The organism is Mesorhizobium metallidurans STM 2683 (assembly GCF_000350085.1).
GTDB classification, from domain to species: Bacteria; Pseudomonadota; Alphaproteobacteria; order Rhizobiales; family Rhizobiaceae; genus Mesorhizobium; species Mesorhizobium metallidurans.
In genome coordinates, this window is the sequence record NZ_CAUM01000133.1 from 1 (window position 1) to 21458 (window position 21458).

At 64.2% G+C, this 21458-nt stretch carries 19 protein-coding genes; 9 read left to right on the plus strand and 10 right to left on the minus strand.

Annotated elements, in window-relative coordinates; genetic code table 11:
* From MESS2_RS21810 to MESS2_RS21820, 3 genes are all read left to right on the plus strand, one after another.
* A partial coding sequence (locus MESS2_RS21810; RefSeq protein ID WP_244440043.1) for a helix-turn-helix transcriptional regulator occupies positions 1–1665 on the plus strand: 1665 nt, incomplete at its 5' end.
* Positions 1666–1850: 185 nt separating this feature from the next.
* On the plus strand, positions 1851–3092 hold the full coding sequence (locus MESS2_RS21815; RefSeq protein ID WP_008876624.1) for a flavin-containing monooxygenase: 1242 nt from the start codon (positions 1851–1853) through the stop codon (positions 3090–3092).
* Positions 3093–3232: 140 nt separating this feature from the next.
* A complete protein-coding gene (locus tag MESS2_RS21820) occupies positions 3233–5935 on the plus strand; it encodes an ATP-dependent helicase (protein WP_008876625.1) in 2703 nt (900 codons plus the stop codon).
* A gap of 405 nt (positions 5936–6340) precedes the next feature.
* Here the strand turns inward: MESS2_RS21820 and MESS2_RS21825 are convergent, their stop codons facing one another.
* From MESS2_RS21825 to MESS2_RS21845, 5 genes are all read right to left on the minus strand, one after another.
* Positions 6341–7390 (minus strand): ABC transporter permease, encoded by a 1050-nt coding sequence (locus tag MESS2_RS21825; protein ID WP_008876626.1) that lies wholly within the window; start codon positions 7388–7390, stop codon positions 6341–6343.
* Positions 7387–8184 (minus strand): ATP-binding cassette domain-containing protein, encoded by a 798-nt coding sequence (locus tag MESS2_RS21830; protein ID WP_008876627.1) that lies wholly within the window; start codon positions 8182–8184, stop codon positions 7387–7389. Before MESS2_RS21830 ends, MESS2_RS21825 begins: the two co-directional genes overlap by 4 nt.
* An 83-nt stretch (positions 8185–8267) precedes the next feature.
* Entirely contained in the window at positions 8268–9281 is a 1014-nt protein-coding gene (locus MESS2_RS21835; RefSeq protein WP_008876628.1) for a substrate-binding domain-containing protein, read from the minus strand.
* 105 nt (positions 9282–9386) lie between these two features.
* The gene (locus tag MESS2_RS21840; RefSeq protein ID WP_008876629.1) at positions 9387–10295 is read right to left on the minus strand and encodes a sugar phosphate isomerase/epimerase family protein; all 909 of its coding nucleotides are present in this window, start codon (positions 10293–10295) and stop codon (positions 9387–9389) included.
* Entirely contained in the window at positions 10292–11323 is a 1032-nt protein-coding gene (locus MESS2_RS21845; protein ID WP_040593715.1) for a Gfo/Idh/MocA family protein, read from the minus strand. The genes MESS2_RS21840 and MESS2_RS21845 overlap by 4 nt, the downstream gene beginning before the upstream one ends.
* A 191-nt stretch (positions 11324–11514) precedes the next feature.
* Here MESS2_RS21845 and MESS2_RS21850 point away from each other — a divergent pair, with 191 nt between their 5' ends.
* On the plus strand, positions 11515–12540 hold the full coding sequence (locus MESS2_RS21850) for a LacI family DNA-binding transcriptional regulator (RefSeq protein ID WP_008876631.1): 1026 nt from the start codon (positions 11515–11517) through the stop codon (positions 12538–12540).
* Positions 12541–12886: 346 nt separating this feature from the next.
* A complete protein-coding gene (locus MESS2_RS21855) occupies positions 12887–14038 on the plus strand; it encodes a DUF930 domain-containing protein (RefSeq protein ID WP_008876632.1) in 1152 nt (383 codons plus the stop codon).
* Positions 14039–14155: 117 nt separating this feature from the next.
* Here the strand turns inward: MESS2_RS21855 and MESS2_RS21860 are convergent, their stop codons facing one another.
* Positions 14156–14437, minus strand: a complete 282-nt coding sequence (locus tag MESS2_RS21860; RefSeq protein WP_008876633.1) for a hypothetical protein — start codon at positions 14435–14437, stop codon at positions 14156–14158.
* Between the two features lie 131 nt (positions 14438–14568).
* Here MESS2_RS21860 and MESS2_RS21865 point away from each other — a divergent pair, with 131 nt between their 5' ends.
* Positions 14569–15435, plus strand: a complete 867-nt coding sequence (locus MESS2_RS21865) for an SDR family NAD(P)-dependent oxidoreductase (RefSeq protein WP_008876634.1) — start codon at positions 14569–14571, stop codon at positions 15433–15435.
* A 2-nt stretch (positions 15436–15437) separates the two neighbouring features.
* Here the strand turns inward: MESS2_RS21865 and MESS2_RS21870 are convergent, their stop codons facing one another.
* The 3 genes from MESS2_RS21870 to MESS2_RS21880 form a co-directional block, all read right to left on the minus strand.
* Entirely contained in the window at positions 15438–15863 is a 426-nt protein-coding gene (locus MESS2_RS21870) for a low affinity iron permease family protein (RefSeq protein ID WP_008876635.1), read from the minus strand.
* A gap of 295 nt (positions 15864–16158) precedes the next feature.
* Positions 16159–16794 carry a DapH/DapD/GlmU-related protein gene (locus MESS2_RS21875; RefSeq protein ID WP_008876637.1) on the minus strand — a complete coding sequence of 212 codons (636 nt, stop codon included), beginning with the start codon at positions 16792–16794 and terminating at the stop codon, positions 16159–16161.
* Between the two features lie 108 nt (positions 16795–16902).
* Positions 16903–17421 carry a CreA family protein gene (locus MESS2_RS21880; protein ID WP_008876638.1) on the minus strand — a complete coding sequence of 173 codons (519 nt, stop codon included), beginning with the start codon at positions 17419–17421 and terminating at the stop codon, positions 16903–16905.
* A 194-nt stretch (positions 17422–17615) separates the two neighbouring features.
* On the opposite strand from MESS2_RS21880, the gene MESS2_RS21885 reads away from it, so the two are divergent.
* Positions 17616–18194 (plus strand): SCO family protein, encoded by a 579-nt coding sequence (locus MESS2_RS21885; protein WP_008876640.1) that lies wholly within the window; start codon positions 17616–17618, stop codon positions 18192–18194.
* An 8-nt stretch (positions 18195–18202) separates the two neighbouring features.
* Positions 18203–19075 carry a 50S ribosomal protein L11 methyltransferase gene (locus MESS2_RS21890; RefSeq protein WP_008876641.1) on the plus strand — a complete coding sequence of 291 codons (873 nt, stop codon included), beginning with the start codon at positions 18203–18205 and terminating at the stop codon, positions 19073–19075.
* Between the two features lie 21 nt (positions 19076–19096).
* On the opposite strand, the gene MESS2_RS21895 is transcribed toward MESS2_RS21890, so the two are convergent.
* Complete coding sequence (locus MESS2_RS21895; protein ID WP_040593718.1) at positions 19097–19282, minus strand: hypothetical protein; 186 nt, start codon at positions 19280–19282, stop codon at positions 19097–19099.
* A 318-nt stretch (positions 19283–19600) separates the two neighbouring features.
* On the opposite strand from MESS2_RS21895, the gene MESS2_RS21900 reads away from it, so the two are divergent.
* Positions 19601–21445: an aminopeptidase P family protein gene (locus MESS2_RS21900; RefSeq protein WP_008876642.1), complete on the plus strand. Its 1845-nt coding sequence runs from the start codon at positions 19601–19603 to the stop codon at positions 21443–21445.
* Positions 21446–21458: the final 13 nt, after the last annotated feature.

Sequence of the window (21458 nt, forward strand, 5' to 3'; positions counted from 1 at the left end):
AATGGGCAATGCTATGCTCTGCCGATGAAAGCCGATGCCGCCTCGTTGCTCGAAAAGGCCCGCCACGCCTACGCGCAGCGGGCATGGGCGGATGCCTTCGCGCTTCTGCGGGCAACGGACGAGATCGCGTCTCTTGGCGTGGAAGACCTGGAACGGCTGCTCTGGTCGGCGGGCATGCTGGACCGAGATCAGGACATCTTCGCCGCCGGCGAGCGTCTCTTCAACCTGCATATCGAAGCGGGCCGTGACGACCAGGCGGCGTATTGGGCATTCTTCCGTGGCTTCAGGCTTATGGCGTTGGGCGAGGAAGGCCACGCAACCGCCTGTATCCAGCAGGCGCAGCGTCTGGCTGATGGCTTTGGCCGCGAGTGCGCGGCGCATGGCTACCTGGTGTTGCTGGCCGCCCAAAAGGAGCTTGTGACCGGCAACGATCCGGCATCGGAGGCGCAGGCAAGGCAGGCGCTCGCGATCGGCGAACGCTGTTGCGACATCGATCTGATCGCCTTTGCCAGATGCTATCTCGGGCGCGCACTGGTTCGGCAGGGCCGGGTCGAGGAAGGCATCGCCCTGCTCGACGAAGCCATGCTGCCGGCCACCGACGGCAAAATCTCGCCTGTGGTCACCGGCCTCATCTATTGCAACCTCATTGCCGCGTGCCGGCAGGTCTATGCGCTCGACCGCTCGCGCGAATGGACGCAAGCGCTGTCGAACTGGTGCGGATCGCAGCCGCAGCTTGTTCAGTTCAACGGCATCTGCCTGTTACATCGGGCCGAGATCATGGAATTGAACGGCGCCTGGCAGGAGTCCATCGCCGAGGCAAGGCGCGCCACTCTGTCGCTCACGCATGCCATCGGCAGCGAAGCGGCAGCGGGTGCAGCCTACCAGGAGGCCGAAATCCATCGGCTGCGCGGTGAATTCGCCGCCGCCGAAGACCTCTACCGCGCCGCCAGCCGTCTCGGGCTAGACCCGCAGCCCGGCATGGCGCTGCTGCGCCTCATGCAGGGCCGGACCGAGCAGGCGACGGCAACCATTCGCCGCGTGCTTGCCACGACCAAGGCGCCGCTTGGCCGTGCCCGCCTGCTTCCGGCGCTGGTCGAGATCATGATGGCAGCGGGCGCCTTCGATGGAGCGCGCGATGCCTGCGCGGAACTGGAGGCGCTCGCCCGCCGCTTCGCCACCGAGATCCTGGCCGCGATGGCCGCGCAGGCGAGAGGCGAAATCGAGATGGCTGGCGGCGATGCCGCGACGGCGCTCGGCCATTTCCGCGCCGCGCTGACAATCTGGCAGCGCTCCGGCGCGCCCTATCTGGAGGCACGTCTGCGCGTGCTGGCCGGTCAGGCCTGCCGCATGCTCGGCGACGAGGATGGCGCCGAGCTGGAATTCGAGGTCGCCGGATCGGTTTTCGCAGCACTTGGCGCGGCCCCCGATCTCGCTCGCGTCAATCTGCTGATGCGGCCCACCGCTTCACCCTCGCATGGCCTGACGCCGCGCGAGATCGAAGTCCTCGGCCTTGTCGCCACCGGCAAGACAAACCGGCTGATCGCGATAGAGCTCGGTCTCAGCGAAAAGACCGTCGACCGGCACATCAGCAATATCTTCGACAAGCTGGCGGTCAACTCGCGCACCGCCGCGGCAGCCTACGCCTTCCAGAACGGCCTGGTCTGACACGGCGTCGTGGGGGAAAATCCCCATGGCATTTTCTTTCTCTCGTGAGGTGTCTCCCCGAAGCGGCGCCGTGCCCGGCTCGCTATTTTTTGCTCCATGACCAACGAAACTCGCATGGAGCGATCATGAACCAGATTTCGACACCTCTCCCGATTTCGAGCCACGCCCCCTCTTCAACACACGCAATGAAACCGCACGGCCATGGCGTCGGCATCACCGAAACCAGGGCGCGCGCCGGCGCGTTGCTGGAACAGGGTGCGGCGTTCGTGCAACTGGAGGCTAGCGCGGTGCAGGCTGCGGAAAACGAGTCTCCGATCGGCGACGAAAGGCGACCCATGCTCAGGGAAGAACATGTCGATGTCGTCGTCATTGGCGCCGGACAAAATGGCCTGTCCGTCGGCTATCACCTCGCCCGCAAGGGCATGAAGTTCGTTGTCCTGGAGGCCCGCCAACGCGTCGGCGACATCTGGCGTTCACGCTGGGATTCGCTGCGCCTGTTCACGCCGGCACGCTTTGACGGGCTGATCGGCATGCCTTTCCCCGCCGCCCGCTATTCCTTCCCGGCCAAGGACGACATGGCCGACTATCTCGAGGCCTATGCGAGGAAATTCTCTCTCCCGGTACGCACCGGCGTCAAGGTCGATGAGGTGACCCGTTCCGGCGACCGCTATATCGTCACATCAGGCCAAACCCGTTACGTCGCCAATCATGTCGTGGCCGCGGCCTCGAGCTACCAGAAGCCGAAAATCCCGGATTTCGCTGCATCGCTCGATCCGTCGATCCGGCAATTCCACTCGGGCGCCTACAAGAACCCCTCGCAGCTCAATGCGGGCAGCGCGCTGCTGGTCGGCGCCAGCAATTCCGGCGCGGAAATCGCCATGGATCTGGCGCGCACGCATCAGGTCTGGCTGGCCGGCCGGCATCCCGGCAACATCCCGGTCGCCTACAACGGCTACTTCGCCATGCGTCTTGTGCTGCCCATCGTCTTCCGCATCGTCTTCCACCGCTTGCTCACGGTCGACACGCCGATGGGCCGCAAGGTCAAGCCGGGTCAACTGGCCCATGGCCTGCCGCTGATCCGGGTCAAGCCCAGCGATCTGGACGCCGCCGGCGTCCGCCGGGTCTCCCGCGTTACCGGCGTCAGTGATGGCAAGCCGATGCTCGACGATGGCCAGGTTCTCGATGTTTCAAACGTCATCTGGTGTATCGGTTTCCGGGCCGGGCTGGATTGGATCAAGCTGCCGGTCTTCGACGAAACCGGCCGGGTGAAGCAGTATCGCGGCATCGTGGAGGACGAGCCCGGCCTCTATGTCTGCGGCCTGCATTTCCAGCATTCGACCTCTTCAACGATGATCCATGGCGCGGCACGCGACGCCGGCTACGTGGCCGACAAGATCGGCGAGCGGATGCGGGCATCGGCCAGGTAGGGTCTGGGAGAGAGAACTTTGGCCGGATTGTCGGGCACCGGCGATAATATTCGCACGCCGATCGGCAATTCGGCTTCCAAACCGGAACAAAACGTAGACACTTCTGGCCTTTCCCCACCGAATCACTACATTCGGGGGCGATGTCCGGCTTTTCGGAAGACATGCCCTTTTTTGACGAACCGAATGCGCGGCCCGCGGCCCCGTCCGGCATCGCCGCGCGCGCCATGGCTGCCCGCAGCGGCCAGAACAATGCGCCCGACTATCTCAAGGGATTGAACCCCGAGCAGCGGCTGGCGGTGGAAACCACCGAAGGCCCGGTGCTGGTGCTGGCCGGCGCCGGCACCGGCAAGACGCGGGTCTTGACCACCCGCATCGCGCACATCCTCGCCACCGGCAAGGCCTTCCCGTCGCAGATCCTCGCCGTCACCTTCACCAACAAGGCGGCGCGCGAGATGAAGCAGCGCATCGGCATCCTGATCGGCGAAGGCAATGTCGAGGGCATGCCCTGGCTCGGCACCTTCCACTCGATCGGTGTCAAGCTGTTGCGCCGGCACGCGGAGCTGGCCGGGCTGAAATCCGATTTCACCATCCTCGACACCGACGATGTCGTGCGCCTGATCAAGCAGCTCATCCAGGCCGAAGGCCTCGACGACAAGCGCTGGCCGGCCAAGCAGTTTGCGCAGATGATCGACGGCTGGAAGAACAAGGGGCTTGGCCCCACCGATATCCCCGAGGGCGACGCCCGCAGCTTCGCCAACGGCAAGGGCCGCGAACTCTACAAGGCCTATCAGGAGCGATTGCAGACGCTGAACGCCTGCGATTTCGGCGATCTGCTCTGCCACCCCATCCGCATCTTCCGCGCCTATCCGGACGTGCTGAAGGAATACCACAAGCGCTTCCGCTACATCCTCGTCGACGAGTACCAGGACACCAACACCGCGCAATATATGTGGCTGCGGCTGCTGGCGCAGCGGCCGGATGGCAAGCCAATCTCCCCCCTTGAGGGGGAGATGTCCGGCAGGACAGAGGCCTCGCGCCGACAGGCTGGAGGGACAGCGCCCCCCTCTGTCGCCTCCGGCGACATCTCCCCCTCCAGGGGGGAGATTGGGCGCTCTTCGGCCGAGACCCGTGCCACCGTCAACATCTGCTGCGTCGGCGACGACGATCAGTCCATCTATGGCTGGCGCGGCGCCGAGGTCGACAACATCCTGCGCTTCGACAAGGATTTCCCCGGCGCCACCATCATAAGGCTGGAGCGCAATTATCGCTCCACCGCCCACATCCTTGGCACCGCTTCCCATCTGATCGCCCACAATGAGGGCCGCTTCGGCAAGACGCTGTTCACCGAAAAGGTCGCCGAGGACGATGAGAAGGTGCATGTTCACGCCGCCTGGGATTCGGAAGAGGAGGCGCGCGCCGTCGGCGAGACCATCGAGGCCTACCAGCGCCCAGATAAACAAGGAAATCGGCACAATCTGAACGATATGGCGATCCTTGTCCGCGCGTCCTTCCAGATGCGCGAATTCGAGGACCGCTTCGTCACGCTCGGCCTCAATTACCGCGTTATCGGCGGCCCGCGCTTCTACGAGCGCATGGAAATCCGCGACGCGCTGGCCTTCTTCCGCGTCGTCGCGCAAGGCGCCGACGACCTCGCCTTCGAGCGCATCGTCAACGTGCCGAAGCGCGGGCTCGGCGAAGCCACCATCCGCCAGATCCACGATACGGCGCGCGCGCTCCGCATCCCGATGCTGGAGGCGGCAGCCAAGCTCGCCGAAAGCGACGAGCTGAAGCCGAAGCCGCGCGCCGCGCTGCGCGAGGTCGCGGCCAATTTCGAGCGCTGGCAGAAGGCGCTGGAAACCACGCCGCACACCGAGCTCGCCGAGACCATTCTCGAGGAGAGCGGCTACACCGACATGTGGAAGAACGACCGCTCGGTGGAAGCGCCGGGCCGGCTGGAGAATTTGAAGGAACTGATCCGCTCCATGGAGGAGTATGAATCGCTACGCTCCTTCCTCGAACATGTGGCGCTGGTCATGGACGCCGAGCAGAATGAAGCCCTCGACGCCGTCAACATCATGACGCTGCATTCGGCCAAGGGCCTCGAATTCGAGACCGTTTTTCTCCCCGGCTGGGAGGAAGGCCTGTTCCCGCACCAGCGGTCACTCGATGAAGGCGGCCGCTCCGGGCTGGAGGAAGAGCGCCGCCTGGCCTATGTCGGGCTGACCCGGGCCAAGAAGAACCTGCACCTGTGGTTCGTCTCCAACCGCCGCATCCATGGCCTGTGGCAATCGACCATTCCCTCGCGCTTCCTCGAAGAACTGCCGGAAGCCCATGTCGAGGTCGCCGAAAGCGGCAACTCCTATGGTGGCTACGGCAATTCCTATGGTGGCGGCTCGTTCGCCTCCGGCCGTGGCGGCAAAGGGGCAGGAAGGCAGAATCCTTATGGCGCCTCGCGCTTCGACAATGTCGGCGAAGAGAAATCGGGAAGCTTCTCCAACACCTATGCGACGCCCGGCTGGCAGCGCGCGCAAGCCAACCGCACCGAGGCGACCGACCGCAACTGGGGCTCGCGCTCCGGCCATCAGGTCGAGCGCATCGGCTATGGCGAGACCGACTCCGGCTATGGCGCCGGCCGCACCTCGGTCAAAGGCCGCACCATCGACGGCGAGCTGGTCGCCAAATCCGTCGCCGACACGCCATCGGCCTTCAACGTCGGCGACCGCGTCTTCCACCAGAAGTTCGGCAACGGCAACATTGCCGCCATCGAAGGCAACAAGCTGACCATCGACTTCGACAAGGCCGGCCAGAAACGCGTGCTGGACGGGTTTGTGGCGGCGGTGTGAGTGAAATGGCTACTCACTTGCCGATTTTACCGGCAAAATTGATTGGTCTGAATTCCAGTAGTTTGCGTATCGACTTGGAAGCATCCTCACCTGCGTCAGCGCAGTCGCTTCAGACGAAACTTGTCGTGGAGACCGCCAATTGTCGAAGCCGGCGCCGCCCCTCACCTGCCTGCCGGCATCCTCTCCCCGTATAGTGACGGGGGGAGGGGCGCTGTCATCGCCGGTTTCGCCAATCACCAGCGTTGCAGGAAGGGCGCCGAGGCTGCTGCCAGCCACTTCTCCCCGTCACTATACGGGGAGAAGTGCCCGGCAGGGCGATGAGGGGCGGCGCCAACGTCCGGAAAACGGGACTACAAAACCTGAAGCGATTGCCTGCGTTTAAGCAGCTTGAAGCGGCAGCCTCCCTCACCGATACCGCGCCTGGTTCCATTTGTGGCCGAGCAGTGACAGGATGATGATCAGCCCGTTGAAGAACTGCACGTAGAAGCCGCTCAACCCAGCCGCCACCACGCCGGTCTGGATGAAGGACACTGTGACCGCGCCGATCGCGCCGCCGACCACCGTGCCGATGCCGCCCCAGGTCGGCGTGCCGCCGACGAACACCGATGCCAGCACCGGCAGGAGATAGCCGTCGCCGGCGGTCGGCCACCAGGTGAAGTTGATCATCACCGAAAAGGTGCCGGCGATCGCCGCACCGATGCCGACGAACACGAACACTTTCACCCGCACGCGCTTGACGTCGATGCCCATCTGCTGGGCGCTGTCGGGGTTGTCGCCGACCACCCTGACCTGGGCGCCGAAGCGATGCCTGTTGTAGAGCAGCGCCGACAGTACGACGAAGGCGATGGCCCAGAAGATCTGCACCGGGATGCCGTAGAGCTGGCTGGAGAAGATCTTGTAGGCCCAGCTGTCGGCGAGGCTGGTCAGCGCGGTCGACTTGCCCTCGTTGATGATCTGGATCAGGCCGCGCAGCAGGAAATTCATGCCGAGCGTGGCGATCAGCGACGACAACCCGCCATAGACGACCAGCGACCCGACGAGGAAGCCGAGCAGCGTGCCCGTGGCGATGGCGGCGGCGATGCCGAGGAACGGGTCGTAGCCGGCCTGCACCACCAGCGCGAACACCCATGAGGCAAAACCCATCGTCGCCGGAAACGACAGGTCGATCTCGCCGCAGGTGACGACGAACACCAGCGGCACCACCACGAACAACGCCACCGGCAGCGTCGTCAGCACGGAGCTGTAGAGATACCAGGTGGTGAACACGGTCGGGTTGGCGATCATGAACACCGCCATCATGACGATGAACACGGCAAGCGTGCCGAGCGCGGCGCGGTTGTCGAGGATGAAACCGCGCAGCCAGTTGTCGGACGGGTGTCTCCACTCTTGTCCAGCGGCCTCATTCTGCGTGCCGCCAAGCGGGCTCTGCAGATCGGGTTCCATGGTCTTGCTCATCGCGCCGCCCTCCCCGCATCGTTGGCTTCGTGCAATCCGGGCAAGCCGCCGGGATGCGCCACGTCTTCCATGAAGTTGATCAGGTCCTCGGCCGACTTGACCTCACTGCGGCCGGCGGTCAGCGCCACCTTGCCGCGATCCAGCACCACGAAGCGGTCGGCGATGTCGAAGACGTGATGGATGTTGTGGCCGATGAACAGGATCGAGCGCCCGCTCGCCCGCACCTGGCGCACGAAGTGAAAGACCTTGGCGGTCTCGGTCAGCGACAACGCCGTCGTCGGTTCGTCCAGAACGATCAGCTCCGCCTTCTTGTAGATGGCGCGCGCGATCGCCACCCCCTGGCGTTCGCCGCCGGAGAGCTGGCCGACGATCGAGTGCGGCGTGAACACTTTCGAGGTGAAGCCGATCTCGCGCATCAGCCGGCTCGCCTCCTGGATTTCCTTGTTGACCTTGAGCCAGCCGAGCCAGCCGGTGAGCTCACGGCCCATGAAGATGTTGCGCACGATGGTCTGCTGCACGGCCAGCGCCCGGTCCTGGAACACGGTCTCGATGCCGGCCTCGCGCGAGCGCGCGGGGCTCCATCCGGTCACCGGCTTGCCGCGCACCAGGATTTCGCCGCTGGTCGGCTTGACGACGCCGGACAGGATCTTGATCAGCGTCGACTTGCCGGCGCCGTTGTCGCCGATCAGGCCGACCACCTCGCCGCGGTCGACGCTGAGATTGACCCCGCCCAGCGCATAGACCTGACCGTAGGACTTGCTGATGTCGCGCAATTCGATGATGCGTTCGGCCATGGCGATCCTCGCTTGATTTCGTGCCGGCGTTCTCGCCAGCGGCCCCGCCGGCCGGGCCAGACCCCGGCCGACGGCTTGGGAGGTCAGCGCAGCGCCTGCTTGGCGAGCTCGGCGACGATCTCGTAATTCTGCGGCGTGACGAAGCCGGCGCCGGTGTCGACATTCATCGGCGCCAGCCCAAGCACCACCTGCTGGCAAAGGCTGAGGATCGGCAGATAGCCTTGCAGGAACGGCTGCTGGTCGGCGGTGAGTTGCACCCAGCCGCCCTTGAAGGCCTCGACAATCTGCGGGCTGGTGTCGAAGCCGAAATTGAAGATGTCGCCCGGCTTCCGGCCCGCCGCCTGCATGTAGGTGGCGACGTTGCCAAGCATCTGTCCGCCGGGATAGCCGACCGCCTTGACGTCGGGATTGTTAAGCAGCGCCGCGGTGATCACCGGAATGGCCAGATTGGGATCGGAAGCCCATTCCCCGCTTGGCGGCGAGGACAGCTGGATGACCTCGACGCCCGCCTCCTTCAGCGCCGCGACGGTGCCGCGCTCGCGCGCGCCGCGGCTTTCGTTCTCGAACGGGCCGATCATGATCGCCTTGTCGCCGGCCTTGAGCCCGGCCAGCTTGAGCGCCTCGGCGCCGAGCGCACGGCCCTGCTGTTCCTGCTGGGCGCCGACATAGCCGCCGCCGAACGCTTCCACCACCTTCGGCACCGGCACGTTCTGGTACATCATCTTGATGCCGTCCTTGTGCGCCTGTTCGGCCAGCGGCATGATCGAGGCGTCGCCGGGATGACCCATCATGGCGATGCCGTTGGGCTTCACGGCGACGGCTTCGCGCAATTGCTGCACCATCTTCTCTACGTCCCACTGGGAGAAGATGTAGTCGACCTTGGGCCCGAGATCGGCCGCCGCCTGCTTGGCGCCATTGTAGACGATGGTGCCGAAGGCATCGCCCTCGGCGCCGCCGACGAAGAAGCGGATCCGGACATCCTTGCACCATTGCGCGTCGAGCGCCTGCGCCGGCAAGGTGGAGATGGCGGCGGCGAGCGCCGTGGCGGCCGCCACGACGGTCGAGCGCAGAACTGTCGTTCTCATCGCGATGCTCATGCACTTATCCTCCCATTGTTCCCTCGCAAGCCGAGGGGTTTCGAACGAATGCTTCGGCTTTTCGCCGCAATGCTTCATTGGCCGGCTCCTCCCGCCGGCCGATCCTCAAACCGGATTTGGCAGGTAGCTGGCGCCTCCCCGGCATTGCTTGAGATAATCCAGCGCCCGCGCCTGCCCGGTGATCTCGAGGTCGCCGCGATAGACCGGGTCGTGCCAGCCCTCGATGTCGATAGCGCCCTTGTAGCCGGCGAGCCGCAATTCGCTGATCACCCTGGTCCAGTCGCTGTCGCCGAAGCCCGGCGTGCGCATCTGCGCGAACGGCAGACGGCCGAATACGCCATGCTCGCGGATCACGTCCCAGCGCACCGTCGCGTCCTTGCCGTGGACATGGAAGATGCGCGGCGCCCATTTGCGGATCTGCGGCATCGGGTCGATGAGATAGACGAGCTGGTGGCAGGGCTCCCATTCCAGCCCTAGATTCTCATCGGGCAATTCGTTGAACATCAGCTCCCAGGCATCCGGATTGTGGGCGATGTTCCAATCGCCGCTGGCCCAGTTGCCGTCCATGGCGCAATTCTCGAAGGCGATGCGCACGCCCTTGTCGGCGGCGCGTTTGGCCAGCTTCCCCCAGACCTCGCGGAAGCGCGGCAGGCTGTCCGTCAGCTTCTTGCCGCGGATGCGGCCGGTGAAGCCGCTGACCATGCTGGTTCCAAACAGATGCGCATTGTCGATGACAGTCTCCCAGGCCTTGAGCACGCCCTGATCGACATCGCCGCTCTCCAGCGGATTGCCGAACACGCCGAGCGACGAGACGATGACGTCGGCATCGCCGATGGCGTCGCGGACCTGGCCGGCGAGCCTTGGCAGGTCCTTGCCGCCCAGCGTCTGCCAGAAGAAGGGCTGGATGCTCTCGAAACCAAGCGGCAGGATCTGCTTGATATAGGCGGCCGGGTCCTCGAGATTGGCCCGCACCATGGTGCCGATCCTGATATCGAGAAGCGGGTTTGGCATCATTGTGCGTCCTGTGAAATCGCCACCCGGCGCCCGGTCTCGGCGCTCTCGATGGCGCCAAAAACCATGGCCAGACTCCTGATGTTGTCGGTGCCGCGCGTTTCCGGCTCGGTGCCGGTTTCGACGGCGTGCATGAAATCCCTGATGATGCCGAGATGGCCGTCGATGCGGTCGGCGGGGTCGAGCGGCGGTACGTCGACCGGCTCGGTCTTGTCGAACAAGCCCTCTCGAACCGGCAGCACGACTTCCGCCTTCAGCGCATCATGGCCGTCCCAGGTGAGGCTGCCGCGCTCGGCGACGATGCGCCAGTTGCCTTCCCAGCTGGTGCGGAAGCCGGCGCCGCACCAGGAGCCGGCATAGGTGAACAGCCTGCCGCCGCCGAGATCGAAGACCGCACTTGCCGACGACCCCTGCCGATACCAGGAATTCGCCGGCTCCCATTCCTGGCAATAGACGCTCACCGGCTCGCCGCCGACCATGTAGCGGGCGGCGTCGAACGTATGGATCGCCATGTCGAGCAGCAGGACATGCGCCATCTCCTCGCGGAAGCCGCCGAAATGCGGGGCGACGAAGAAGTCGGCATGGATGCTGGTTGGCGCTCCGATGGCGCCGGACTGGAGAAAGCGCCTGATGCGCCTGACATTGGCGACATAGCGGCGGTTCTGGACGACGGCGTGAATGCGCCCAGCGCTGCGCGCCGCCTCGACGATGGCGCGCGCATTGGCCGGGCTGTCGGCCAGCGGCTTCTCGGTCAGGAGATGACAGTGATGCGCGAAGGCGGCAAGCGCGACATCGCGCCGGGCCGCGGGAACCACGACATCAAATACCGCTTGCGGTTTGGTCTGGTCGAGCACCGCGTCGAGGCTGGTTCCGATGACGGCGCCGGCAAGCTCGTATTCGAGCGCCCTCGCCTTCGCCCGTTCGGCGTCGAGGTCGACAAGGCCGGCAATCCTGAGCCCGTCGATCTGCCTCGCGGCATCGAGCCAGTGCTTGCTCATGGCGCCACAGCCGACCAGGACGACATCCATCATCCAACTCCTCCCGTTCGGCCCCTCCAGGCCGAAGTCACGGCATTCACGGCATCACCGTAAGCGTTTTCCGTAAACGTTTACGACAACACACCCGATGAGGTAGAATGTCAATTGGCCGCTCGCGAAAAATCGTCTTTATCCTTGGCCTGTGCGGCTGCCGGTGCTAGCCAAGCAAGGGGGAGAACTGTCCTTTGGCGTCCAGCATCCACGACCTTGCACGTCACCTGAACATTTCGATCGGCACCGTGTCGCGCGCGCTCAACGGCCGTGCCGACGTCAATGCCGACACGCGCCAGCGCGTGCTCGACGCGGCGGCAAAGCTGAACTATTCGCCGAACCAGTCCGGCCGCAGCCTGCGGCGCGGCTCGACCCATTCGATTGCCTTCATGCTGCAGCCGCATCCCGGCGACCAGCAATATGGCGAGCCCTTCTTCATTCCGTTCCTGACCGGGCTGCAGGCGAAACTCGCCGAAAGCGGACTCGACCTGATCGTCGTCATGGGCGCGCCGGGCGACTATCAGCAGGAACGCCTGCGCCGTGTTGTCGAGACGCGCCGGGCCGACGCCGTGGTGCTGGCCTGGACGCGGCGCGAGGACGAGCGCATCGACTATCTGACCAGGGTCGGCTTCCCCTTCGCCACGCTCGGCCGCAGCCGCTCCGGCGGCAAGTCCTATCCCTCGCTCGACCTCGATTTCGAAAAGGCCGGCGCCGACGCTGTCGACCGTCTCGTGGCGCGCGGCCACCGCCGCATCGCCGCCATCCGCCCGTCCCTCGACCTCAATTTCGGCTATCTGTTCCTGGCCGGCTATCGCAAGGCCCTACGGCGGCATGGCATCGCGGTCGATCCCGAACTGATCGCCTCCGGCTTCATCAACGAGGCCGGCGGCTACGAAGTGACGCCCGGGGTGATGAATTCCAAGGACCCGCCGACCGCCATCATCTTCAACAATGATGCGATGGCGCTCGGCGGCTGCAAGGCGCTGGCCGAGATGGGCGTCAGGCCCGGCCACGACATCGCGGTGATCGTCATCGTCGACACGCCGCTATGCCGCTATTTCTCGCCGGCACTGACCGGCTTCCGCCCTCCCCTGGCGCCGATGGGACGAAGGCTCGCCGAAATGCTGCTGGCCTCGATCCCGGCCTATGCCGGCGAGGAAGGCCCGCGCGCCATCCGCGAGGTCTGGCCGCTGGAGCTGATCGCGCGCGACAGCGATTGAGCGCGGCACGCCTGCGTCCTAGACCGCTTGGCGGAAAGGCGCAGGCGGCATCATCGATGCGACGCCCTTTGAGGTTGCGCCCGCTCCGGCACGCTTCGTCACAAAGGCGATATCCATGAAAAATCTGTACCGAACCGCCTCGCTCGGTGTCGCGCTGCTCGTGCCGGACAGGCGGTTCGAGCGACTGATTGAAAAATAGGTCCGGAGGGTTTGCCAGTAATTGTGGCCATGTGGAGCTTTCTCCACAGCCGCACCTTTGTCGACCCGACTGGCACCACACGCGGATGCGCACGGCCATCCAAATCACCACCTGTCCAGCGGCTAAAATCGCGCCACTCCCACGCTCATGCTTGATGCCGCCGCTATTTCACTCCACATCGGTCAGATGAAGGACGAGACACGAGTGCAGCGTCGGAATTTACTGTGGGGCTTGCCCGCATCGCTGACCCTGCATGCGCTCATCGCAGCTGTCCTGGTCTACGGCCTGCCGACGCCTCCCCAACAGCCGCAGGAGGAGCAACCGGTAAATGTCGCGCTTGTACCTCCGCCCGATCAGCCAAAGCCGAAACCTGCTCCCCCAAAGGCTCCCAAAGTCGAAAAACCGCCAGAGCAGAAAGTTGAAAAGCCGCCTGCACCGGAAAAGCAGCCGCGCAAGCCGTCGCCAATCGAGATCCTGAAGCCCGTTTTTCAGTTCGGCGAGAAGGATACCGGCCCCAGGAAATCCCTGGATGGGAGCAGCCCTCAAGACAACTCGCCGTCGCCGGCCAAGGATGACGATTCGAAGCTGCCTTTCATGCCAAAGGCCGAGGAGCAGGCGGATTCAGCCACGGACGGCGACAACTCGGCAATCGCAGCGAAGGACGCCGAGCCCACACAGCAGAAGCAGGCACCATCAGCCCAGGACGTAGACAAACAGGAGGCAGACAGACAAGATGTGGGAACGCACACCGACAAGCAAACAGCCGCGGCACCAACGCCGTTGGCTGCTGCCGGCAGCGGCGGTGAGATCGAGCTTCCCACGTCAGCCGACGCGCCCCGGCCCAGACCCGCAAATGCGCCGAAACCCAGCCCTGCAAAGGTCTCGAAGCTCGGAAACGCGAGCGCCAGGAGGCCAAGCTCCACGAACGCACGCAACTATGCGGGTCTTCCGGGTGTTCGCCGGCTCTACTCGCAAGGCGTTACCGGCGATGTGCTGGCTACGACCTCGATCGCCGGAGTGCCTCGTGGACAGCGGGCTGCCAGACTTTGCGCCAGCGCGTTGCAGCAACAATTACAGGACGCCTCCTATTTTCCTGACCTGGTGCCACTTGTTCCGCTGAAGATGGGCAATATCCTTGATGTTCCGCAGGCCGCTTTCCACACAGCTGCAACATGGTATCGTCTGGGCTTCCGGTGCGAGGTCGATACCGATGCGAAGAAGGTCCTGTCCTTCACCTTCCGTGTCGGACCTACGATCCCGCCTGACGAATGGGCCGGCCTTGGACTACCTATTCGCTAGAGCATGATCCCGAACCGAAGGTCAGCGAAGCAAAAAGTTGCAGACTTTCGGACAAGATCATGAGAAAAAACAAAGACCTTGAGCAGGATGACCGATTCAACTTCAATTCATCCTGCTCTAGCCGCGCATCGCCTTCAGCTTCTCCGCCACCGAGGCCGCCAGGTCGGCATAGCGCTCCTCCAGCCGTTCGGCGGCCTTGATCACGGAAAAATCATGGCCGAACTTCTCCAGCGCCATGCGCAGCTTCTCGACGAATTCCGCCTGCTTTTCGAGCGCCGCAAACAGCGTCTTCACTTGCGCCTCGGTGATATCGGGATTGGCCAGCATCTGCGGCACCTCGCGGCCCATCTGGTCGCCGGTGGCGGTCTGTTGCTTCAGGATCTCGATCCAGTCGGTCAATCGGCAAATCTCCTCTTTCGCCGGCAACATGCGCAGCGCCCGCCGATGCGGTCAACCCGAAGACGCCAGGAGAGCTTGCCTGAGCCGCATCCCACGCTAAGTTCGGCGCTATCCCGAACAAGGAAAAAATCATGACCTCCGACGCTGAAATCCAGACCACCTTGCCGGCTCTCGCCTCCGGCAATGTCGCCGTCATCACCGGCGGCGCCAGTGGCATCGGCCTTGCCGCGGCCAGGCGGCTGGCGGCGCTGGGCATGAAGATCGTGCTGACCGATATCGCCGGCGCGCGCCTCGATGAGGCCGGCCGCGCCATCGCCGCGATCGGCGGCGACGGCGCCGTGCTTGCGGTCCCGACCGACGTCTCAAAAGCAGACGAAGTCGACCGCTTGGCGGAAAAGGCATTCGGCGCCTTCGGTGGTGTGTCGCTGCTGATGAACAATGCCGGCGTCGGCGACAATCCCGGCAAGCCCTGGGAGAACCGCGATGCCTGGAAGCGGCTGCTGGACATCAATTTCTGGGGCGTCGTCCATGGCGTCGAGGCCTTTGCGCCGCGCATGCTGGCCACGGGAAAACCGGGCCTGATCATCAACACCGGCTCCAAGCAGGGCATCACCACGCCGCCCGGAAACCTTGCCTACAACGTCTCCAAATCGGCCGTGAAGACCTTCACTGAAGGGCTGGCGCATGCGCTGCGCAACGAGCCCGGCGCGCAGCTATCGGCGCATCTGCTCATCCCGGGTTTTACCTATACGGGCCTGACCGAAGGGGCGACGCAAAAGCCGGCCGGCGCCTGGACCGGTGAGCAGGTCATCGACTTCATGCTGGCCTCGCTGATGCGTGGCGATTTCTACATACTGTGCCCGGACAATGAGGCGACGCGGCCCATGGACGAAAAGCGCATGGCCTGGGCGATCGGTGACATCATCGAGAACCGCCCTGCTCTCTCGCGCTGGCATCCCGATCACGCCGACGCCTTCGCGGCGTTCATGAAGCGCTGAACTCAGGCGGCTTGCTTTTTCGAGCCGCGTTTCTGCGCCACGGCCTTCTTGGCGGCGATGTCGGCGATTTTCCGGTCATGGCGCTTCGCCGCCCGTTCGCATTTGGCGCGGATCTCCTCGACCTCGGATTCGGTCAGATGCTCAATGCCGATGAAGTGGTTCTGGGCTTTGCTAACCCGGATCAGCTCGTCGAGCTTCACCTGGATCGCCGCGCCATCGCGGTTCTGGGTGTTCTGGATGAGGAACACCATCAGGAAGGTGACGATCGTGGTGCTGGTGTTGATGATGAGCTGCCAGGTGTCCGAAAAGCCGAAGATCGGCCCGGTCGTCGCCCAGACCAGGATGATCAGGCAGCAGGCGGCGAATGTCAGCGGTAGGCCGGCGAGATGGGCAACCGTGTTGGCGATCCTGGTAAAAAGCTTTTCCATTTAGTGAAATCCCTCAAGGACTGCGCGATGAGAAACAACCGGCGCCCGTTTCAGGTTCCCACCGGGAGCAAATACATCGGCACAATTGAATGCGCGCGAAAAGCGCATCCCGCGGAAAACACTCCTTATGGGTTTGGCGCGATAGTCGTTGCGCAGGCAAAGTGCCTGCTCCTTCCGCTTCACGGCGGTTTATCTCCAGCCCCTCCCGCCGCGCCACCCCCGCAAGGCGGGAGGGGTTTCATCCCAAAAGCCCCTGCCGCCAATCCGTTTCGGATTAGCCTGAGAGAGCGAGTGATCAGGCGTCTTCCCAGCGGTCGAGGAAGGCTTCGATCGACAACGCCTGCATGTCGGGGATTGCCCTGGCCAGTTTCTCGACCGGCCAGTCCCACCAGCCAAGATTTTCGATGCGTGCGGCAATATCGGCGGTGAAACGCTGGCGCAGCGGGCCGGCCGGAACGCCGGCGACGATGGCATAGGGCGGCACGTCGCGCGTCACCACCGCATTGGCGCCGACGATCGCGCCATTGCCGATGGTCACCCCTGGCATGATCACCGCGCCATGGCCGATCCAGACATCGTGGCCGATGCTGACGGATTTGGCCTGCCGCCGCTCCCGGAAAGCCGCATCGACGCCCAGCCAGCGGAAATATTCGTTCGGCCGGTAGCTGACTTTGTGCTGCGTCAGCCGCTCGATCGGATGCTCCAGCGCGTTGATGCGGCTGTTGGCGGCGATCGAACAGAACTTGCCGATCGTGGTGTAGATCGCCTCCGCATGGCGCTCGAAATAAGAGAAATCGCCAACGCTCACCTCGCGCAGGATGACCCGTTCGCCGATCGAGGCATAGCGCCCGAGCTTGCACGCCTTCAATTCCGCGGTCGGGTGGATGCGCGGCTCGGGATCTTTCGGGACAAGGTTTTCGGCACGATCCATGCCGGCGGATTTACGTCAGCGCAATTGCTCCTGCAAGGCGGGAGCAATTGTCGCGTCGCCGATTGGTCCCGCAAGCGGCACCAATCGTCCGTCACCTGTTGCCAGGGCTTATTTCGGCTTGCCGTTGGTCCACACCACGTTCTGGCCGTAGAGCGGCACCGTGGTGACCGACATCTTTGCCGAGCCGTCCTGCACCTGGCGCGAATGCGACAGATAGATCAGCGTCTCGTTGGCCTTGTCGTAGATGCGGTTCACCACCTGCTTCTTCCAGATCAGGCTGATGCCTTGCTTGAACACCTCCTCGCCGGCCTCGCTCATGTCGATGGCGCCGATGGTGATCGGCCCGGTCTGGCGGCAGGAGATCGAGGAATCGGATGGGTCCTCGAACCAGTTGCCCTTCTGCAGGCGGTCGATGACGCCGCGGTCGAAATAAGAGACGTGGCAGGTCACGCCTTCGACCTTCGGGTCCTTGATCGCCTCGACGATGATGTCGTTGCCGAGCCAGTCGACGCCGACCTTGCCGACCTCCTGGGCGACAGCCGCGCCAGCGCCGATGACGAGAAATGCGGCCAAAGCGCCGCCGATCAGTGTTCGCCCAACCAGTCTTTGCCCAATCGGTCTTTGCAAAGGGAGCCTCCTGCGGTTCGAGTTTTGCCGGTCTCAGGTGGGGCGAAGGACAGCACTTTGCAAGCTGGATCGTGCGCACGGTCCGTCAGTTGCGGCAACGCGACATCTTTGCGTGCGCGGTATCAAGAGTTAAGAGTGTTCGCCAAATGGCGCCGATCCGGCGCGCCCAATGAAAATCACGACGGACATAACAGATGATGCGTTCAATTCTGGTCGGCATTCTCGTCCTGATGGCGGCAGGCATCGGCTGGCTCACTTTCGACTGGTACCGCGGGCTCTATGGCGGCGAGCCCTATGGCGCAGCCTTCACGCTGGTCGACCAGAAAGGCGCGCCGATCACCGAAGCCGCCTTTCGCGGCCGCCCCAGCGTCGTCTTCTTCGGCTTCACCCGCTGCCCCGACGTCTGCCCGACCACGCTCTTCGAGCTGGCCGGCTGGCTGAAGACGATGGGCGACAGCGGCAAGGACTTGCGTGCCTATTTCGTCACGGTCGATCCCGAGCGCGATACGCCCGAGATCATGAACACCTATGTCAGCAATTTTTCCGACCGCATAGTCGGCATATCGGGCGATCCGGACAAGGTGCACGCCATGGCCAAGGCCTTCGGCATCTACTCGAAAAAGGTCGACACCGGCGACGGCGACTACACGATGGACCACACCGCCTCGGTGCTGCTGCTCAACGCCAAGGGCGAGTTTGCCGGCACCATCGCCTACGGCGAAAGCGCGGACACCGCCATCGCCAAGCTCAAGCGGCTGGCTGGCGAAAGCTGATATCTCTGATGACCCAGACGCGGATTTACTTCACGGCCGGCAAGATCGAGGCCGACCGTACCTTCGCGGCCCTGGGCGCGGCCTTCGAGGACGAAGGCCTGCCGATTGCCGTGCTGGAGGTCGACGAAGACGGCGACATCCATGAAGTGTCGATCTATGCCGATGGCGATGTCGACGCCGTCGAGACCAGGGTGAAGGACATTCTCGCCGGCCTTTCGCTGTCGAGGCCGGTCGAGCGCGAGGCGCTGCCCGATATCGACTGGGTGGCGCGCTCACTGGAAGGGCTGAAGCCGGTGCGTGCCGGCCGTTTTTTTGTCCATGGCGCGCATGACCGCGGCAAGCGCCGCAGCGGCGAACTCGCCATCGAGATCGAGGCGGGCCTGGCCTTCGGCACCGGCCATCACGGCACCACCGCAGGCTGCCTCGAAACGCTCGAACAAGTCGTGCGGCGCGAGCATCCGCGCAATGCGCTCGACCTCGGCACCGGCAGCGCCGTGCTGGCCGTCGCGGTGGCCAGGCTCGCGCATATCCCGGTGCTGGCCACCGACATCGACCCGGTCGCCGTCAAGGTGGCTGCAGCCAATGCCCGCCTCAACCACGTCAAGGCGCTGATCGAAACGGTGACGGCGCCGGGTTTCCACCATCCGATCTTTGCCGCGCGGGCCCCCTTCGACCTCATCGTCGCCAACATATTGGCGCGGCCGCTGATGCGGCTGGCGCCCGAAATGGCCGCGCACATCGCGCTCGGCGGCTCGATTGTGCTGTCAGGCATCCTCGACCGGCAACGCGACGCGGTCGTTGCGGCCTATGTCGGCCAGCAGTTCCGCCATGTCCGGACCTTGCACCGCGAGGGCTGGGTGACGATCCATCTCAAGCGGTGAGGCGTCAACCCGCAAAATCGCTCAGACGTAGGGCGAGTTTGCGGCCTTCCTCAGGTCTTCGCGATCATAGCCGTGCGCCTTCAACGTTTCGTCGTCGAGGGAGAGCAGCACACCGCTCACATATCGATTCGCTTCGCGCTGGCGGGCTTCTATCAGCGCGTTCATGGCGTTTCTGAAAAATCCGCGTCTGGCTGGAATCGTGGGCATGACAGTCTCCTTTGCAGGACAACAGGACACATTCCTCCACACTTGAAAGGTAAGCTTTGCTGACCTGTCTGGGAATCGCCTATTCCGCATAGCCTCCATGCGAAAAAGCGACCTCCCCCTGATTCCGGCCAAGCCGGTGGGCGACGCAATAAAAGTCGATTCCGATTTTCGGAGCCATGCGCTTGAGCGGGATGCGTTCAAATTGAACCGGGCATCCCGCTCTATCTATTTGTTTTGGCCGCATTTGTGCGACGCCAAGTGATTCCACTTGGCTGCAAAATGCTCTAGGTTGCGGCGAGCATCCGAGGAGAGGCCACCATGTTCCAGACCTTTGATTCCGCAGGCGATCCCGCCGTCGGCAAGCCTCGTGTGGCGCTGTTGCGCCAATGGCTGGCGGCCAACGGGCTGGATGGCTTCATCGTGCCCCGCGCCGACGAGCATCAGGGCGAATATGTCGCCGACCGCTCGGCGCGGCTGAAATGGCTGACCGGCTTCAGCGGCTCGGCCGGCGTCGCCATCGTGCTTGGCGACCGCGCCTTGATGTTCGTCGACGGGCGTTACACGCTGCAGGTGCGCCAGGAGGTCGATCTCGACATCTTTGCGATCGAGAGCCTGGTCGACAACCCGCCTGCCGCCTGGATCAAGGACAATCTCGGCAAGGGCGTGCGGCTCGGCTTCGATCCGTGGCTGCAGACGATCGGCGACGTCGAGGCGCTGAAAGCCTCGGCCGAGAAATCGGGCGTCGTGTTGGTGCCGCTCGACAAGAATCCGATTGACGCCATCTGGAAGGACCAGCCCGGACCGCCGCTGGAGCCTGTCGAAATTCATCCGATCGGCTTTGCCGGAGAACTGGGTCGGGACAAGCTGGTGCAACTGGCGGCGGCCATCGGCAAGGACGGCGCCACCCATGCCGTGCTGACCGACCCGTCTTCGATCGCCTGGGCCTTCGATATCCGCGGCGGCGACGTGCCGCATACGCCGCTGGCGCTCGGCTTCGCCGTGCTTGCCGCCGACGGCAAGCATCAGCTGTTCATGGACCAGCGCAAGTTCTCGCGCACGGTGGCCGCCTATCTGACCCAGCTCGCCGACCTGCATGAACCCGGTGAATTCGAAGCGGCTGTCGCGGCGCTCGCCAAGGGCGGCGCCAGAATAGCGCTCGACCCGGTGCTGGCGGCCGAAAAACTCCGGATGCTGGTCGAGGACAATGGCGGCAGCGTCATTGCAGCGCCTGATCCTGCCCGCATTCCGCGCGCCACGAAAAACCGGGCCGAGATCGATGGCGCGCGCGCCGCGCATCGCCGCGATGGTGCGGCCGTTGCCAAACTGCTCTGCTGGCTCGATCGCCAGAAACCCGGCAAGCTCGACGAGATCGCCGTCGTCACCAAGCTCGAAGAGTGCCGCCGCGGCACCGGCGAGGAAACGCAGATGCCGCTGCGCGACGTGTCCTTCGACACCATTTCGGGCGCCGGCCCGAACGGCGCCATCATGCACTACCGCGTTTCGCGCGCCACCAACCGTAAACTTGCGGCTGGCGAACTGTTCCTGCTCGATTCCGGCGGACAGTACCAGGACGGCACCACCGACATCACCCGCACCGTGCCGATCGGCCAGCCGACCGAGGAGATGCGCGAACGCTTCACCCTGGTGTTGAAGGGCATGATCGGCATTTCCACGCTGCGCTTCCCTCCGGGCACGCGCGGCTCCGAAATCGACGCGGTGGCGCGGCTGGCGCTATGGCGGCACGGCTGCGATTTCGCCCACGGCACCGGCCACGGCGTCGGCTCCTACCTGGCCGTGCACGAAGGCCCGCAGCGCATCGGCAGGACCGGCACCGAAAAGCTGCTCGCCGGCATGATCCTCTCCAACGAGCCCGGCTACTACAAGGAAGGCGCCTACGGCATCCGTATCGAAAACCTGGTCCTGGTGACCCCGGCCGAAGCTATAGACGGCGGCGACATCGCCATGCACGGTTTCGAGACGCTGACGCTGGCGCCCATCGACGTCAGGCTGGTGCGGTCAGATCTGTTGACGCGCGACGAGCTGCACTGGCTCGACACATACCACGCACGCGTGCTCGCCGAGATCGGGCCGATGCTCGACGGCGAAACCCTGGCCTGGCTGGAAAAGGCCACCGCCCCGCTGCCGCACGACGCCAAGATTTGATTTTTGGAGAGAC